This window comes from Methylophaga sp. OBS1 (assembly GCF_026319365.1).
The window spans coordinates 96,584-113,897 of record NZ_JAPDMS010000003.1 but is presented as its reverse complement, the minus strand read 5'-3'; the positions used below and the strand labels follow the sequence as shown (position 1 = coordinate 113,897).

The following is a 17,314-nucleotide window of genomic DNA, read 5'->3' as shown; positions in this document are numbered from 1 at the left end:
ACACCCTATCAGCCTACTCACAAAAATAAATTACTCTGCCTTTTTGACAGAAATATAAGTCCCGCCGACGCCGTCTCCTCTGTAGCCGATAGTGTATGGAAACTGTTTGTTGCAGCCATGTGCGACCCAGCGTTCTTCATATTGCTGAGAAAGCAGTTCACCTTTTGGCATAGTTATGACCATGGTGTCCACTTGATAAATAGATTTACAACCTTGCGCTTGGGTATAGATAGACACCCACTCCATGGTGTCCGACTTGAGTTCCTGATTGGCCAGGCTTTGACCTTCAAAGTGTACAGCTTGGCTTGTTGTGGCGCAGGCGGGAAGAATTGATAAAGTAAAAACAATCCAGTGTCTTTTTTTCATAAAACATCCTTGTTTTATATTGGAGGAAATTAGTTTTTAAATAACGCTCAGCGCGTTAATGAATCCTCATCCTTATCCTTGGGATTCATAAAATCACTTCTAGGCTGCAGATCCGGGCCATCCAACAGCGCACCCGCACGTTCCGGCAGAATGCGCTGATCGGAGAAGTCGCCGAGTTTGTCGGAACCGGTTGAGAGGTGGTCAAACAGTTCTTTGTAAGAGCCGGCCATCTCTTTAAACAGGCTGGCGGTCTTGTGGTAATGCTCGTGCACTTCCTGCTGGTAGGCTTCCAGCTCCAGTTGTTTTTGCGCCAGTTGTTCGTTGTGTTCTTCCTGCAGGTCTTTGAGTTGGGCTGAGCCGCCCGGTGCTTGCCGGCGACCGATAGCAAAGCCGATCAGGGCGGCGAAAATCACGCCAAGTGCAAAAATGGTCCAGATAGTCGCTGTGCTCATGATTCATTCCGTTGTGATTAAAAAGTTACATTTAGTCTAGCTAGGCTCCCTGTTGATGACAAACAGTTTTCACTGGTGTTCCGAGCTTGGAGTGGGATTGTTGCAGCAAATAACAAATTGAGTCTGTCTATGATTACCGTAGAATGAAGACTGATGATGATTAAAGGGAAAGAAAATGATCGATACCAAAAAAATTGAGGAAGTCGTCAATAGCATCACCAATGCTTTGCCACCCGGTCTGGTGCAGATGCAGGCTGATGCTGAGAAGAATATCCGTTCTGCGCTGACTGCGACATTCAATAAGCTGGATTTGGTGACCCGCGAAGAATATGACGTGCAAACACAGGTTTTACATCGCACCCGCGAAAAACTGGAAGCACTAGAAAAGCGCGTGGCCGAGATGGAACAGCAAAAACAGCAATAAACATAGATATCAGGGAGTTTTTATGAAAAAAGGATTCAAGCTACTGGCAGCAGCGATTGTGACCTTGATGCCGCTCGGTAATATCACTTTGGCAGAAGCCGGTCAGTCACAGGCAAAAGCTGAACAAATCAATGGTTTTTGGGTTGAAACATCTGGTCACGGTGTGCTGGCGATTGATGGTGATCTGGCGACATTTTCCGCTAAGGGTGATTTGAACCTGGAAAAGCTCTACAACGTCGAGCTTAAGGGAAATGCGCTGACACTGACGCCAGCAAAGGGTAGCAACAAGTTTAATAAAACGATGACTACCACGATTGACTGGGACAAACCGGTGCTGAGCCTGAACCGGGATCGCTACAAATTTATTCCGGCGCCGCAGATTAAGCCAGAGGAACTGGATGGCTACTGGTACGAAGAAACTGAGACAGGCAATACCCTTGAAGTGCGGGCGATGGAATACAAAGACCAGGCCAGTCGCTATGATTTTCACTGGTGGGAAGTGAATCCGGGCTATGGCAGCTTCCAGAAGGGGCTCGACGAGGATGTGCCAATGAAGATAGTCAATGGCTTTGTCTTTACTAATCCCAAAGCATCGGATGATTATCTGCATTACGCGATTAGGCGCGACGGCGATACCATTTATTATGTCGACAGCAACGGCGCGACCTGGTCTGAAACCAAGACAGAGACGCTCAGAGAATACCAGCCGCCCAAAGGCTTTAGAGAGATGAAAGACTGGATGACAGGGCAGCAGTAGCGGCGTATAGTGCTGCGCTTATTTGAGCTGAGAAAAAAGCGATGTCTGAATTTAGCAATGTAACCGTGACCCGTGAGGCTAATGTCTACTTTGATGGCAAGGTCACCAGTCGCAAAGTGACTTTTGAAGATGGCAGCTATAAAACGCTGGGCATCATGATGCAGGGTGATTATACCTTTGGCACTGAGAAAGCGGAGTTGATGGAAATCATGGCTGGTGAGCTGAGTTACCGTCTTAAAGATACCACCGAGTGGCATCACATCAAGGGCGGTGAGTCTTTCAATGTGCCGGCGAACTCTTCCTTTGATATTAAAATCACCGAGCTGGTGGATTACTGCTGTACTTATCTGGACTGAACCTGATTGTTCAGCAATAAAAAAGGCGCTTGAAGCGCCTTTTTTATTGCCTGATGATTTATTACTTGGGAATGTCGTCTTCGGACTGGTAGCCCTCGCGGAATTCGATTTCAGTCCCTTTGGGATATTTTCTGAGCTGCATACTGTTGCTGCCGATTGACAGGGTGATGCTGTCTTCGCTGACGTCCGACACCCGATACTGGGTACGGTCGAGGAGCAGTTTGTCACCGGCCAGGCGAGTGATGCTGTCATCAGTCTGATAGACATAGGTCATATCATCATCGTAATAAGTGACAAGCTCTGAGTAGGTCTCCATACCTGCTTCAGTCTTGGTGAAAGTAAGGGCGAAGGTGTTTTGGCCTTCATGCCCAATCCAGGTGGCATCTTCCAGCATCTGGTAATCCACACTTTTAACCAGGGTCGTGTCGTCAAAGTGGAGGTTGCCTTCGTCGTTGACAGTCAGCGTGTCGCTACGCAGTGCCTGTTCCGATTCCAGGCTGAGGGTACGGTCATTGCTATTGAAATCGTATTGCGCGCTGATAACCTTATCGCCGTCGAGAATGATCAACTTACCTTCGGGCAGAAATTCATAGCTGGTGATGCCATCGGTGGCGACATATCGGCCCTGAAACTCATCATTGCCACAGGCGGTTAACAACAATGGCATCAGCAAGGCGAACAACAGAGCAAATGGTTTCATCAATGTGGACTTCCTTTCAGAACAATTAAAGGGGGCAGGATACCCTGAACCGGGCAGGCTTTAAACTGCCTGTGCTGAAAAGACAGGCGAGTGGGCTTACAGTTCACAGCCACTGACAATCATGCAAATAAAAAAGGCGCCCGCAGGCGCCTTGATCGAGGATTAACTTAGCTTATTCCCAGTCGTACACCAAATCCATCAGGTAGGTGGTATCAGTCTTTTCAGCATCCGGCGCCGGCTGGCTGTTGTACTGAGAGCGGACACTGGCACGCAGTTTCCAGTTGTCCTGAGCTAATGGCATTTCACCGCCGAAGTTGGTCACAACCAGGTAGTTTTTACCCGGGCTGCTGAACGATGGGTAATAACTGAAATCATGAAAGACTTTCAGGTGACTGTTCATGCGGTAGTCGACGGCATAACCCAGTACACCGGTCGGATCTTTTTCAGTGGTGCCGTCAGAGTAACCCTCGTAACGGTAACCCAGACCGGCGAAACCTTTGAATTTCAGGTCCTCTTCGCGGATAAAGAAGCGACCAATACTGGTCGTGGCGATGGCACGCAGATCCAATTCTTCAAAATCATCAATTTCAAAGTCCATCGCACCACGGACGAACCACATTTCGCTGATGTCACGTTCCAGGGACAGACCCGCCAGCTTCTCATTAACAGTTTGTTCGCCGTCTTCTTTCTGGAAGTTAAAGGCGAAATACAGATCCATGCGTTCCAGATCCGTTTCACGATGCAGATCACCGCGGGCGTGTGCACCGAATCGTTTGGTGTTACCGGATGAACCGGTCGCACCCAGCGCCAGGCTGCCGCTCCATGGGTCACGCAGGCGATCACGGTCTTCACGAATTGCGCTCATCGCCTGTTCGTAGGATTCTTTCATTTCAGCCACTTCCTGCTCCTTGGAAGCCTTGATATCGGCAATTTCCTGCTGGTATTCAGCTTCAACCGCTGCCACCTGTGGCTTGGCTGCATCGGTGGCCCAGACACTGCGGATATTGGCCGGGTCAACATTCACCGTGCCGAAAGCGGTGTTGGTCATTTTGTGCTGACCATTCTGATCAACGGTCAACTGACCCACGATGCGATCACGGCTGTTGAGTTCGACCACGTACTTACTGTCGGTTGAGATCCGGCTGACACGGCTGTAGTCGATGGTGACATCGTCGGCAAAAGCGGTATTGATAATGAGCTGACCGTTTGCGACTTCTTTGATAGTGCCTTTAAGCAGGCTGCCGTCATCCAGGGTGACCTGGTCGGCGAGCAGGGGAGCGGATAAAGTGCTTGAAATTAAAAAGAATAAAGTCCTCAAGCTGGGCTTGTCCATGATATCTCCATTATTTATTCAGATGGGTTGCGCGCTATAAAAGCTAACACAAGCATGTTGTAAATAAAAAGTTTGCCCTGACAATCCCTGTTTACGTCAGGCAATATCCGAAAGAGTTCACTACATCGAAAAAGACATATCAGTTAAGATCGAATAATCGATTTTCCCAAGGATGGTGAATGAGTATTGCAACGGTAAAAAGCCGGGCGGTGACCGGCGTCAAAGCGCAGTCAGTGACAGTGGAAGTGCACCTCTCCAATGGTTTGCCGAGTCTGTCGATAGTCGGAATGCCCGAAACTGCGGTTAAAGAAAGCAAAGATCGGGTTCGCAGCGCATTGCTGAACTCCCAGTTCAACTTTCCCCAGCAACGCATCACGATAAATCTGGCGCCGGCTGATTTACCTAAAGAGGGTGGACGTTTCGATCTCCCTATCGCTTTGGGGATTCTCGCAGCCTCGGGTCAAATTCCTGCGAAGGCGCTGGAAGATAAAGAGTTTATCGGTGAATTGGGGCTGACTGGCGAATGCCGTCCGGTACAGGGTGTACTGCCCACCGCATTGGCTGCAGCGAATGCGCAACATGCGCTGATTTTGCCTGCTGATAATGCACAGGAAGCCGGGTTGGTGGAGCAGGGCAGCAACTTTGGTGCCGAGAGTCTGTTGGCCGTGTGTGCCCACCTGCATGGGCAACAGACCCTCAGCATCAGTCAGACTGATACCCGGCATGTCTCCCCGGCCTACCCGGATTTGATTGATGTGCGTGGTCAGGGACATGCACGAAGAGCACTGGAAATCGCGGCAGCAGGTCATCACAGTTTACTATTCTCCGGACCGCCGGGGACGGGCAAAACAATGCTGGCCAGCCGTTTGCCGGGGATTCTGACCGAGATGACCGAACAGGAAGCTGTAGAGACGGCAACGGTACATTCGATCTCAGCCAGAGGCTTTGACGTTGAGCAATGGCAACAGCGTCCATTCAGGGCACCACATCATACTGCGTCTGCTGCAGCACTTGTCGGTGGGGGAAGTCAGCCTCGTCCCGGTGAGATCTCACTTGCGCATCATGGCGTGCTTTTTCTCGATGAACTGCCCGAATACGACCGCCACGTCTTAGAGGTGCTGCGTGAGCCATTAGAATCTGGCAAGATCACGGTTTCGCGAGCAGCCAATCAGGCCGAATTCCCGGCTCGGTTTCAGTTGGTCGCGGCCATGAACCCCTGCCCATGCGGCTATTTCGGTGAATCCCGTTGTCACTGCACTGCCGAGCAGGTACGTCGCTATCGTGGCAAGGTGTCAGGTCCCTTGATGGATCGTATTGATATGTTGGTGGAAGTGCCAGCAGTGGATAAAACACTACTGCGCAGTCAGGCTGAGGATGCCACGGCAGAAACGTCCGAGCAGGTCAGGCATCGGGTGAGCCGGGCACGTCAGAAACAACTGGCTCGCCAGGGCAAAGCGAATAATGTGTTGGAACAGAAAGAAATAGAGGTTTTTTGTCCCTTGAGCGACAGCGATTATCAATTGGTGGAAAAAGCAATTACTCGTCTCGGCCTGTCGGCACGTGCTTATCATCGTATTCTCAAAGTGGCGCGCACGATTGCTGACCTTGCCGGTAGTCACGATATTCGCACTGAACATCTCAGTGAAGCTATCAGCTACAGACGCTTTGAGTCTGTCGGGCTGTGAATGATCTGAATCCACAGCAGCGGGAAGCTGCTCGATACATCGAAGGACCTTTGTTAGTGCTGGCGGGTGCCGGTTCCGGTAAGACCCGCGTGATCACCCGCAAGATTGCTTACCTGATCGAGCAGTGCGGCATTCCTGCCCGCCATATCGCCGCGGTGACCTTCACCAATAAAGCCGCCCGTGAAATGAAAGAGCGTGTCGCCCAGTTGATGGGCAGCAAACAGGGCGTCTCGGCACGTGGCTTGATGGTGTCTACTTTTCATACGCTGGGCCTGAATATTCTGCGGCGTGAATTTAAATCCCTGGGTTACCGCAGCGGCTTTTCTATCTTTGATGCCCAGGACAGCTTATCAGTGCTGCGTGACATCATGGGGCGTGATTTTGCCGCCGACAGTGATCATGCTGAGAAAGTGCAGTGGCATATTTCCGAGTGGAAAAACCAGCTGGTAACGCCGGAGCAGGCAATGCAGATTGCCGAGCCCGGCACACCGCAGTCTGCTGCCAAGGTGTATCCGCGTTATGTGCAGGCACTCAAGGCATACAATGCTGTGGATTTTGATGACTTGATTCTGCAGCCAGTGCTGTTGTTTCGTGAACACCGCGAGGTATTGAAAAAGTGGCAAGCCCGGATTCACTATCTGCTGGTCGACGAATATCAGGATACCAACGGCTGCCAGTACGAACTGGTGAAACAACTGGTCGGCATCCGTGAAGCCCTCACCGTGGTGGGGGATGATGATCAGTCAGTCTATTCCTGGCGGGGTGCGAGACCTGAAAACCTGGCACAACTGCAAACTGATTTCCCGCGCTTGAAACTGATCAAACTGGAGCAGAATTACCGCTCTATGAGCCGTATCCTGCGGGTCGCTAATACCCTCATCAGCAATAACCCCCACGTATTTGAGAAGCAGCTGTGGAGTGCGATGGGTGAGGGGGATCCGATTCGGGTGATTGGTTGCCGTGACGACGAGCATGAGGCCGAGAAAGTGGTCTCCGAGCTGCTCTATCACAAGCTCAAGCATCAGGCGAGCTTTAAAGATTATGCGATTCTCTACCGCAGTAATCATCAGTCGCGTCTGATTGAGAAAGTACTGCGCGAGCATAATGTGCCTTATTTCCTGACCGGTGGTACCTCGTTTTTCTCGCGGGTTGAGGTCAAGGACATCATGGCTTACCTGCGCCTGTTGGCCAATCAGGATGATGACAACGCCTTTCTGCGCGTCATTAATACGCCGCGGCGTGGTATCGGGGCCAGCACGCTACAGACACTGGGCAACTATGCGGGTGAGCGAAATACCAGCCTGTTCGGGGCCTGTTTTGAAATGGGCCTGGCCGAGCAGTTATCGGAAAAAGCTGTCGCCAACCTGTCGCATTTTGCCCACTGGCTGGTGGATATTGCTGACCGAGCCAAACGTGGCGATCTGATGAGTGCCATCCGCGATATGGTCGAGGAAATTGAGTACCGGGGCTGGCTGGAAGAGGTCAGCGGCGACCCCAATAAGGCCGAGCGGCGGATGGAAAATGTCGAGGAACTGCTGAGCTGGATTGACCGCATAATCGAGCAGGATACCGAAGACAAAAGTATCGCTGATATCGCTGCCAGACTGACCCTGATGGATATTATGGACCGGCAGGAAGATGAAAATCAGGCTGATGCCGTCCATTTGATGACGCTGCATGCTGCTAAGGGGCTGGAGTTTCCGCATGTGTTTATGATCGGTATGGAAGAGGAAATTCTGCCACACCGCACCAGTATTGAAGAAGACGGTATCGAGGAAGAGCGGCGACTTTGTTATGTCGGCATCACCCGCGCCCAGCGCAGCCTGGTGATGACGCTGGCCAACAGTCGCAAGCGCTATGGTGAGAAAATCGAATGTGAGGAAAGCCGCTTCCTGCGTGAGTTGCCCTCTGAGGACCTGATCTGGATGTCAGAAAAAACCAAGGCTGATCCGGAAGAGCGTAAGGCACGTAAAGATGCGCATATGTCGAATATCCGTGCCATGCTCAAAGCCGATGCCTGAGTGGACGCGCATCTGTCCTTCAGCCTGCAGTCATTTTTCTGTACTTATTGTCTGACAAAATCCCATGAAACGAGAAAATACAATGAAAAAATTGATCCCTATGCTGTTACTGGCTGTCCCCTCATTGGCAGGTGCCCATGCCGAGATTCTGCAGAAGGACGCTGAAAGTGGCAGTTATTACAAAGGGGTGATTGGTATCAGTCACGGCTGTGAAGGATCTGCCACAACGAAGGTCACTATCAGCATTCCTTATGGTGTTCGGGGAGCTAAGCCAATGCCCAAGCCGGGCTGGAAGCTCGATGTGGTTAAATCTGAACTGGAAAAGCCTTATCAGTCTCACGGCAAAACCGTTACCGAGGATGTGACGCAAATTACCTGGTATGGCGGCGTACTGGAAAGCGACCATTACGATGAATTTGTTTTCCGGGGGCAGATCGGGGTGGGGACAACCACCAGATTGTATTTTCCGGTTAAACAGGAATGTGTAGTCGGCGAAGTGAGCTGGGATCAGAAGCCGGGTGATAAGCCAAAAGGACATGACCATCATGGCGAACACCATGGTCATAACAATCATACCGGGCATGGTGCAGCCAAGCTGGAATACCCGGCACCGGTTGTCAGAGTTGTGGATGGTACAGGCACACATCACCATTAAACCTGGCACAGCCTTTTATTGAGGGATTTCACGCGGACTGCGTGAAATCCCTTATTTTTCTCGAAACTCACTGCTCTAGACTGCCGGGTTCAATAATAACGATTGGACCAACCATGTCTTTGACCCCACTGAATCGACCTCTCACCAAACTGGTTGCTGCCTGTTTACTGGCGATGTCTGCCCAGGCCTATGCCGAGCATGGCATGATCTCTCTGGAACAGATCGAAGTGACGGCCGAGGCGATAGCGCCGGGCAACGTCGGTATCGAGGCCGACAAGCAGGAAATCCGCCAGACCCCGGGCGGTGTCAGCCTGATTGATATCGACCAGTTGACCGAAGGTCAGGTCTCTAGCCTGGAAGATGCATTCCGTTATGTACCCGGTGTCTGGGCAGCCAGTCCGACCGGCACAGACAGTATCTTCCTGTCCAGTCGTGGCTCTAACCTCGATGCCGTCAATTACGATACCAATGGGGTCAAGCTATTGCAGGACGGGCTTCCGGTCACGGCTGCCGATGGCAACAACCATAATCGATTTATTGACCCATTGAGTGCGAAGTACGCGGTATTTTCCCGTGGTGCGAATGCAATGAAATATGGTGCCAGCACACTCGGCGGCGCGGTCAACTTCATCAGTCAGACGGCTTACGATGTGTCGCCACTTACCTTATCGATCTCCGGTGGCAGTCATGGAGAGAGACTCACCCGTATGACAGCGGCGCAGGTGTTTAATGAAAATGTGGATGGTCTGGTTACTATCGAAAATAAACAGTGGGATGGCTACCGGGATCATTCCAAGCACACCCGCACTGGGATTTATGCCAATGCTGGAGTGCGTCTGAGTGATAATGTTTCTACCCGTTTTTACTTCACCAGGCTCGACAGTGATGAAGAGCTGGCTGGCGGTTTGACCCGTGCTCAGGTACGAGAGGATCGTGATCAGACGGGCACTCTTAACGGACGTGACCAGGGCCATTTTCAACTGGATGTTGATACCTGGCGTGTTGCCAATAAAACCACCTGGGAAATTGATAACAACCGTCGCTTCGAGTTTGGCGTGTCTTATGAAGAACAGGAATTGTTTCATCCCATTGTTGCCGGGCAGTTTTTCAGTCTGTTGATTGATAATCGTCAGCGCAACCTGGGTACTATGGCCCGCTATCATCACAAGGTGGGCAATCATGATTGGCTGATAGGTGTGAACTATGGTGTCACCTGGGTTGATGGTGGGAATTACTTCCAATCCGGCGGAGTGAAAGGCGCTAAACAGCAGGTCAACGATAATGATGCCGATACGCTGGAACTGGTGGTGCTGGATCGCTGGCAGTTTGCGGATGACTGGACACTCGTTGCTGGTGCACAGGCAGTCAAAGCTAATCGTGAAGTACGTGGCACTGATTCCAACTCAGGGGCTGTGGAACAGGTAGAAGATGATTACAACAGCATTAACCCGCGTCTGGGGATTATTTATCAGTTAAATCAGAACACCAGCCTCTACACTAATCTGAGTCGTCTTTATGAGCCACCGACAACCTATCAGCTGGATGATGGCACGACCGCCAGTAATGATGCGCTGGATGCCATGGAAGGTGAAGTGTTTGAGGTCGGCAGTCGTGGTCATCAGGCTATCACCGATAACAGCCAGTGGGGCTGGGATATTTCCGCCTATTACGCCAAGCTGGATAATGAAATTCTATCAGTGGAAAATCCTCAGCAACCTGGGAGATTCCTCACCAGTAATGCTGAAGATACGATCCATGCCGGTATTGAGGCATTGCTGAGTGCTGATATCGCACTGACCGAAAATCGTCATCACCGCTTGACTCCCTTAGTCAGCCTCACCTGGAATCGATTCCGTTTTGACGATGACGACAGTTTCGGTGAAAACACGCTGCCGGCAGCACCCAAATTCTCGATGAAAGGTGAAATGCTCTACCGGCATAAAAACGGTTTCTATTTCGGCCCTACCGTGGATTATGTGGGAGAGCGCTATGCCGACTTTGCCAATAGCTACAAGATTGATGATTACACACTGTTTGGGCTGAAGAGTGGCTGGTCCAATCAGAGCTTCAAGGTGTTTGCCGAAGTACGTAATCTGTTTGAACGTGACTACATTGCCAGCCATGGTGTGAGGGCAGTCGCTTCAGAGTCTGATGCAATTCTTAATCCGGGCGCGCCGCTTTCAGCCTATGTCGGTATTGAATACCGGATGTAACACAGCGCTTCATCTACAAAAAAGCCGCTGTCATTTGGCAGCGGCTTTTTTATTAGAGCGAGACAAGCTTATCTGCCAGCCAGAATACGATCCAGTTGATTGGCAAACTGTTGCCGATCCCGTTGATGGAAGCTTTTATGGCCGCCGGTTTCAACACCGCTGGAACGCAGGGTATCCATAAAATCACGCATGCTGAGGCGGGCAGCAATATTCGTTTTATCCAGCAGTTCTCCGCGAGGACTCAGGCACAAGGCGCCCAGATCGATGACGGTGCTGGCGAGCGGAATATCGGCACTGATGACCAGATCACCCTGACTCACCAGCGAAGCGATTTCGTCATCGGCTTTGTCAAAACCGGCAGTGACCTGTTTGAAGTTGATCTGACTGTCAGCCGGCATTTTCAGTGGGTGGTTGGCAATAAAGGTCAGTGGCAGACCGGTGCGTCTGGAGGCGCGAAACAAGATTTCACGAATAGGAGTCGGGCAGGCGTCGGCATCAACCCAGATATGCATTACTGATCTGATTTGTTGAGGGTGCGTTTATCCTGTCTGACCTTGATATGCAGCGCGGCTTTAGCCATCAGGTGAGCACTGACCGGGGCAGTAATAAACAGAAACAGGGTGACCAGCACTTCGTGCAGGCTGATTTCATCGGTGCTGAAGCTGAAGTAGATTGCTGAGGCGATCAATACCGCACCCACGCCCAGTGTACTGGCCTTGGTAGGGCCATGAAGCCGCATATAGAAATCAGGCAGTTTGAATAGGCCCAGGGAACCGACCAGGGTGAAAAAACCACCCAGGATAATGAGTACAGACAGAATAATTTCAAGCATCGCTTATTCCATGATGTCGCCGCGAAGCAGATATTTACTGAGCGCCAAAGTGCCCATAAAGCCCATCAGCGCAATAAGCAGTGCGGCTTCGTAATACAACATACTGTTAAGGTGAATTCCGAGCAGGATCAGCAGGGCGATAGAGTTAATGTAAAGGGTATCCAGAGCCAGGATGCGATCCGGGATATCCGGGCCTGCCAGCAGTCGGTAAAGGCTCAACAGTAATGCTGCGCAGACCATGATGAAGGCGATGATGATAGCGTATTCCAGCATTAGTCAAATATCTCCTTCAGTGGTTTTTCAAAGTGATTTTTGATATCGGCGACGGTCGCTTCAGCATCCTCTATATGCAGGGCATGAATCAGCAGACTTTGATCATCCTCAGACAAGTCGCAGGTGACGGTACCGGGAGTCAGTGAGATTGTATTGGCTAACAGCCCAATCGCCACCGGCGATTTCAACTCCAGCGGGACATGCAGAAAACCCGGCTGCAATTTATCCTGACGGGTCAGAATCAGTTTGGCGACCACCACATTGGCAACCAGAATCTCATAAATAACCACTGCCACGAATTTGGCCAGCAGCCAGGGGCGATGGATCTGAACTTTTTCCGGCCAGAAGGCGGAGGTGAACCAGGGAATAAATGTTGCCAGTAAGGCGCCCAGCACCATATGACCGAATGAGACTGTATTGTTCAATAACAGCCAGATAAGCCATAGAGCCACTGATAGCAAGGGATGGGGAAACACTTTTCTCAACATATTATTTTCCCGTTACCGCCGCTTGACCGAGCACTGCATCAATATAAGCCCCGCTGTCTGATAACTGCTCGGCAATCTGCTCAGTCAGCATCGTCATCGGCCCCGCGGCGACAACCAGAACCGGGCTCAGCATCAGCAGGGCGATCATGACCGTGGTCGCTCTGGTATTGAATGCTTGACCATCATTTTCTCCATCATCACTGACTTGATAGAACAGAATTGAGCCACTTCTGGCCAGGGCAATCATCATCAGCAAACTGCCCAAGAGCACGATAGTGAAAATCCAGGCCTGGGAAGGATGGCCGATAGCCGAGTCCAGAATCAGGACCTTACCGAAGAAACCGGATAGGGGCGGCACACCGGCAATCGCAATCGCCGATAGCAGAAACAGACTCCCCATCAAAATCGCCCGTGACATGGCCGGTGCACTGCGCAGTCTGTCGGCATAACTGCCACGGCCGCGAGCAACCAGGTCGGCCAGCAGGAACATCGCACCCCCAATCAGGGTTGAGTGCACCAGGTAGTACAAACTGGCGGATAATGCCGCGCTGTTATCGATACCGATACCCACCAGCAAGGTGGCAACTGAGGCCAGAATCAGGAAGGCCGCTTGCTCTTTCAGACCTCTGGCCGCGAACACACCGAACACAGCCAGAATCAGCGTCAGCATACCCAGCCACAGCAACAGATCAGTGTGCAAACCGGCCAGCGGACCCGCCTGTTCGGCGAACAAGGTGCCGTGAACACGGATGATGGCGTAGAGACCGACCTTGGTCATGATAGCGAACAACGCCGCCACGGCAGCCGAGGTGTTGGCATAGGCGCCGGGTAACCAGAGATAGAGCGGGAAAATCGCAGCTTTGATACCGAAAACAACCAGTAACAGTAATGCTGCGGCAGCGACAATCCCCTGATCATCGGCACTGACCGTTGCCATCTTGGCCGCCAGATCTGCCATATTGAGCGTACCGAGCACACCGTAAAGCGTACCTACCGCAAACAGGAACAGACTGGAACCGACCAGGTTGATGACGACATAGTGCAGACCGCCCTTGGTTCTTAATCTGCCACCGCCGTGCAGCAGTAAGCCATAAGAAGCCAGCAGCAAAACTTCGAAGAATACAAACAGGTTAAACAGGTCACCAGTCAGAAAGGCGCCGTTGAGGCCGAACAGCTGGATCTGGAACAGGGTATGGAAATCCTCACCCTGCTTGTCGGTGTCCTGAGCAATCGCATACAGCAGGGCAAATAGTGATAATACCGCGGTTAACAGCACCATCAGCGCAGATAGTTGATCCAGCACCAGCACAATGCCGTAAGGCGCCAGCCAGTTGCCCAGCAGATAAACCTGATGTCCCTCAGTAGTGGCAACAAACAGCGTTTGCAGCGTAATAACAATCAAGCCGGCCGTGAACAGCAGACTGATGCTACGCTGTAACTGCAGGCCGCCAAGACGGCTGAATAACAGGGCGATACCGCCAATCAGCGGCAATAAAACCGGTAATACAGGCCAGACAGAACTCATCAGTTACCCGCCTTTTGTCTGGATTTTACGGCTTGTTCCTCGGCAACATAACTCAAGCCATCGACATGGTCATTACCGAGTTCGCTGCGGGCTTTGAGTGAGAGCACAATCAGAAACGCTGTCATACCAAAAGCGATAACAATGGCAGTCAACACCAGTGCCTGTGGCAGAGGATCAGTATAAGCAGTGGTATCAGGGGAGATAATCGCAGCCTGACCCACTTGCAGGCGTCCCATTGTGAACAGGAACACGTTAACGGCATAGGAGAGCAGGGTCAGACCGAGTACGACCGGGAAGGTCCGTGCCCGCAGGACCAGGTACACGCCACTGGCAGTCATGACGCCGATGACGAGAGCGACTATCCACTCCATTAATAATGCTCCTCATGTCTCATTTGATGTGAGGCATGGCTGAGCTTGCCCAGCTCAACCAGGATCAACACCGTTGCCCCGACGACGACCAGGAAAACGCCCAGGTCGAATGCCATGGCGCTGGCAACTTCGAATTTACCGACCAGCGGCCATTTCAGATAAGTGAAGGTCGAGGTCAGGAAAGGATATGAAAGCAGCATCGCAACCACACCGGTCACGACCGCTGCAGTCAGACCGAAGGCAATCACGATATGCATATTCGCCTTGATGCGGGCATTGGTCCAGTCGATACCGTTGGCAAGGTATTGTGATATCAGTGCGACTGCCGCGACCAGACCGGCAATGAAACCACCGCCAGGCAGATTGTGACCACGCAGGAATACAAACACGGCCACCAGCAACATCAACGGGAATAGCAGTCTGGTTAATGTCTGCATGATCGGCGGATGCGGGTCATGGCTCCATTTCCGGCCCTGAATATCACGCAGAGGGGCTGGCAGACGCAGGTTTTTGAGCATCGCAAAAATACCCAGTCCGGCCAGAGCCAGCACCACAATCTCACCCAGGGTATCGAAGCCACGGAAATCGACCAGGATCACGTTGACGACGTTAGTGCCACCACCGCCAGGTTTACTGTTCTGAATAAAGAAGTCGGAAATGGGGGCATAGTCACGACTCATAACAGCCATTGCCATCAGCATCACAATGACGCCAGCACTCAGGGAGAGGGCGATATCCCGGGTCATTCTTCTAGCATTGCGTTCCTGTGGCGTGTGCTGCGGCAGGAAGAACAAAGCCAGCAACAGCAGAACAATGGTGACGACTTCAACTGAGAGCTGGGTCAGGGCCAGATCCGGTGCTGAGAATTTAACAAAACCCAGCGAGACAATCAGGCCGACGACACCGACAATGATCAACGACACAAGACGCTGATGATGTAAAACGGCGCAAAGCACACTGGCAATAACCACAAAGGCACCTAATGCCACGGTCAGCCAGTCGACAGGCATCAGTTCACGATGACCCAGCAATGGGCTGTTGAACTGCAGATAACCATAAATCACAGCTAATGCAGCCGTCAGCAGTACCCAGCTGGATGCGTTCTGTAATGAACCCCGATCAAACAGGCGGCTGATTTTACCGGTCGCGACCAGCACGCCATGCAAGGCCATATTGAACAGAATGCGGGCATCAATCCGAGGCAGGTTTTCATCATGCCAGCGGAACAGTTTGTAGCGGTTGAAATAGACGATCACGCCAATCCCCATGGCGATAAAACTCATCATCAACGGCAGGTTAAAGCCATGCCAGATAGCCAGGCTGAAAGCAGGCGGTGCTGATTGCAAACTGGCGGAAACCGCAACTGAAAGAATCGGTGCCACCAGGATCATCGGGGCGATACCGACACCCAGACAGAGCAGAACCAGAATATCGACCGGAATTTTCATAAACCTTGGCGGTTCATGCGGCGTTTTGGTGAGTCCAACCGGTTCACCGTTAAAGAACACGTCGTGAATAAACCGCAGTGAGTAGGCGACGGAGAAAATCGCGCCGATAGTGACCAGGACCGGAATGGCCCAGGTCATCATGCTGCCATCGGTGGCGGTGACGGCCTGTTCGAAGAACATTTCCTTACTCAGGAAACCATTCAGCAGCGGTACACCGGCCATTGCCGAGGCGGCTATCATCGCCAGCACCGCAGTATGAGGCATGTACTTGAGCATGCCGTTCACCATACGCATATCACGGCTACCACATTCGTGGTCGATAATACCGGCCACCATAAACAGTGATGCCTTGAAGGTAGCGTGATTAATGATATGGAAAATGGCCGCCACAGCAGCCAGCTGGGTACTAAAGCCGAACAGCAGGGTGATGAGGCCCAAGTGACTGATAGTGGAATAGGCCAGCAGGCCTTTCAGATCATGTTTGAACAAAGCAGTGTAGGCGCCGAGCACCATGGTAAACATGCCGGCACCACCGACCAGCCAACCCCAGGCTTCTGTGCCTGATAATGCCGGAAACAGCCGCGCCAGCATAAAAATACCGGCTTTCACCATGGTCGCCGAGTGCAGGTAGGCCGATACGGGTGTCGGCGCTGCCATGGCATGTGGTAACCAGAAATGGAAGGGGAACTGGGCAGACTTGGTAAACACACCCAGCAGAATCAGCACCAGTACGGTCAGGTAGTTGTCATGCTGACGTATCTGGTCACCAGCCGCCAGCACTTCGGTGAGGTTATAGCTGCCGACAATATTGCCCAGCATGATGACACCGGCCAGCATTGCCAGACCGCCGGCACCGGTGATTGCCAGTGCCATGCGGGCACCGTCACGGGCATCCTGTTGGTGCTGCCAGTAACTGATCAGCAGGAAGGAGGTCAACGAGGTCAGCTCCCAGAACACGACCAGTTGTATCAGGTTCTCCGATAGCACAATGCCGAGCATTGAGCCCATAAACATCAACAGGTAGGCGAAAAAACGGCCCATCGAATCTTTGGGCGACAGGTAGTAGCGGGCGTAAAGGATCACCAGCAGCCCGATAAGTAATATCAGTAAAGCAAACAGTAAGGCCAGACCATCAAGCCGGAAAGCAAATTGCAAACCTAAAGACGGTAACCAGGACCAGCTCTGAATAAGCGTTTGGCCCTCGAAGGGTAAATGGATTGCCGGTAATAGAAATAGCAGGGAAACCAGCGTCACAAATCCCGCTGTCCAGGCAGAAGCCACACGGTTGATATTCGCAGCCCAGGCTGCCAGTGGCGCGCCAAGGAAAGGAATAAGAGCAATAAGCGGTAGATTAAATTCGAGCAGATTCATTAACTTTTTCTGGCGTCGCGCTGAGGCTTATCCCAGTCTCTGTG

General features: G+C 51.8%; 18 protein-coding genes. 7 read left to right on the top strand and 11 right to left on the bottom strand.

Annotated features, from left to right (window positions below):
• Positions 1-30: 30 nt before the first annotated feature.
• Both OMQ46_RS09905 and OMQ46_RS09900 read right to left on the bottom strand, forming a co-directional pair.
• Positions 31-366 (bottom strand): hypothetical protein, encoded by a 336-nt coding sequence (locus OMQ46_RS09905; protein WP_266236622.1) that lies wholly within the window; start codon positions 364-366, stop codon positions 31-33.
• 47 nt (positions 367-413) lie between these two features.
• Positions 414-818 carry a YhcB family protein gene (locus OMQ46_RS09900; protein WP_266236621.1) on the bottom strand — a complete coding sequence of 135 codons (405 nt, stop codon included), beginning with the start codon at positions 816-818 and terminating at the stop codon, positions 414-416.
• Positions 819-993: 175 nt separating this feature from the next.
• Here OMQ46_RS09900 and ubiK point away from each other — a divergent pair, with 175 nt between their 5' ends.
• Genes ubiK through OMQ46_RS09885 form a run of 3 tightly spaced genes read left to right on the top strand, consistent with a single transcriptional unit; the run spans position 994 to position 2,355 of the window.
• Entirely contained in the window at positions 994-1,242 is a 249-nt protein-coding gene (gene ubiK / locus OMQ46_RS09895) for a ubiquinone biosynthesis accessory factor UbiK (RefSeq protein WP_266236620.1), read from the top strand.
• A 22-nt stretch (positions 1,243-1,264) separates the two neighbouring features.
• The gene (locus OMQ46_RS09890) at positions 1,265-1,999 is read left to right on the top strand and encodes a hypothetical protein (protein WP_266236618.1); all 735 of its coding nucleotides are present in this window, start codon (positions 1,265-1,267) and stop codon (positions 1,997-1,999) included.
• 41 nt (positions 2,000-2,040) lie between these two features.
• A complete protein-coding gene (locus OMQ46_RS09885) occupies positions 2,041-2,355 on the top strand; it encodes a pyrimidine/purine nucleoside phosphorylase (RefSeq protein WP_266236616.1) in 315 nt (104 codons plus the stop codon).
• A 61-nt stretch (positions 2,356-2,416) separates the two neighbouring features.
• Here the strand turns inward: OMQ46_RS09885 and OMQ46_RS09880 are convergent, their stop codons facing one another.
• Both OMQ46_RS09880 and OMQ46_RS09875 read right to left on the bottom strand, forming a co-directional pair.
• Positions 2,417-3,055: a hypothetical protein gene (locus OMQ46_RS09880; RefSeq protein WP_266236615.1), complete on the bottom strand. Its 639-nt coding sequence runs from the start codon at positions 3,053-3,055 to the stop codon at positions 2,417-2,419.
• Between the two features lie 172 nt (positions 3,056-3,227).
• Entirely contained in the window at positions 3,228-4,388 is a 1,161-nt protein-coding gene (locus OMQ46_RS09875; RefSeq protein ID WP_266236614.1) for a DUF481 domain-containing protein, read from the bottom strand.
• A gap of 179 nt (positions 4,389-4,567) precedes the next feature.
• Here OMQ46_RS09875 and OMQ46_RS09870 point away from each other — a divergent pair, with 179 nt between their 5' ends.
• The 4 genes from OMQ46_RS09870 (at position 4,568) to OMQ46_RS09855 (ending at position 10,962) form a co-directional block, all read left to right on the top strand.
• Positions 4,568-6,073 carry a YifB family Mg chelatase-like AAA ATPase gene (locus OMQ46_RS09870; protein WP_266236613.1) on the top strand — a complete coding sequence of 502 codons (1,506 nt, stop codon included), beginning with the start codon at positions 4,568-4,570 and terminating at the stop codon, positions 6,071-6,073.
• The gene (rep, locus tag OMQ46_RS09865; RefSeq protein WP_266236612.1) at positions 6,070-8,094 is read left to right on the top strand and encodes a DNA helicase Rep; all 2,025 of its coding nucleotides are present in this window, start codon (positions 6,070-6,072) and stop codon (positions 8,092-8,094) included. Before OMQ46_RS09870 ends, rep begins: the two co-directional genes overlap by 4 nt.
• Before the next feature lie 82 nt (positions 8,095-8,176).
• On the top strand, positions 8,177-8,749 hold the full coding sequence (locus OMQ46_RS09860; RefSeq protein WP_266236611.1) for a YcnI family protein: 573 nt from the start codon (positions 8,177-8,179) through the stop codon (positions 8,747-8,749).
• 113 nt (positions 8,750-8,862) lie between these two features.
• Entirely contained in the window at positions 8,863-10,962 is a 2,100-nt protein-coding gene (locus tag OMQ46_RS09855) for a TonB-dependent receptor family protein (RefSeq protein ID WP_266236610.1), read from the top strand.
• A 68-nt stretch (positions 10,963-11,030) separates the two neighbouring features.
• Here the strand turns inward: OMQ46_RS09855 and OMQ46_RS09850 are convergent, their stop codons facing one another.
• From OMQ46_RS09850 to OMQ46_RS09820, 7 genes are read right to left on the bottom strand one after another with little or no spacing between them, the layout of a single operon-like run.
• Complete coding sequence (locus OMQ46_RS09850; protein WP_266236609.1) at positions 11,031-11,474, bottom strand: YaiI/YqxD family protein; 444 nt, start codon at positions 11,472-11,474, stop codon at positions 11,031-11,033.
• Positions 11,474-11,794: a Na+/H+ antiporter subunit G gene (locus OMQ46_RS09845; protein WP_266236608.1), complete on the bottom strand. Its 321-nt coding sequence runs from the start codon at positions 11,792-11,794 to the stop codon at positions 11,474-11,476. Before OMQ46_RS09845 ends, OMQ46_RS09850 begins: the two co-directional genes overlap by 1 nt.
• A gap of 3 nt (positions 11,795-11,797) precedes the next feature.
• Positions 11,798-12,067, bottom strand: coding sequence for a K+/H+ antiporter subunit F (locus tag OMQ46_RS09840; RefSeq protein ID WP_266236607.1), 270 nt, complete (start codon positions 12,065-12,067; stop codon positions 11,798-11,800).
• On the bottom strand, positions 12,067-12,555 hold the full coding sequence (locus tag OMQ46_RS09835) for a Na+/H+ antiporter subunit E (RefSeq protein WP_266236606.1): 489 nt from the start codon (positions 12,553-12,555) through the stop codon (positions 12,067-12,069). The genes OMQ46_RS09840 and OMQ46_RS09835 overlap by 1 nt, the downstream gene beginning before the upstream one ends.
• 1 nt (position 12,556) lies before the next feature.
• A complete protein-coding gene (locus tag OMQ46_RS09830) occupies positions 12,557-14,080 on the bottom strand; it encodes a monovalent cation/H+ antiporter subunit D (protein ID WP_266236604.1) in 1,524 nt (507 codons plus the stop codon).
• The gene (locus tag OMQ46_RS09825; protein WP_266236603.1) at positions 14,080-14,451 is read right to left on the bottom strand and encodes a Na+/H+ antiporter subunit C; all 372 of its coding nucleotides are present in this window, start codon (positions 14,449-14,451) and stop codon (positions 14,080-14,082) included. Before OMQ46_RS09825 ends, OMQ46_RS09830 begins: the two co-directional genes overlap by 1 nt.
• Complete coding sequence (locus OMQ46_RS09820) at positions 14,451-17,270, bottom strand: monovalent cation/H+ antiporter subunit A (RefSeq protein WP_266236602.1); 2,820 nt, start codon at positions 17,268-17,270, stop codon at positions 14,451-14,453. Before OMQ46_RS09820 ends, OMQ46_RS09825 begins: the two co-directional genes overlap by 1 nt.
• Positions 17,271-17,314: the final 44 nt, after the last annotated feature.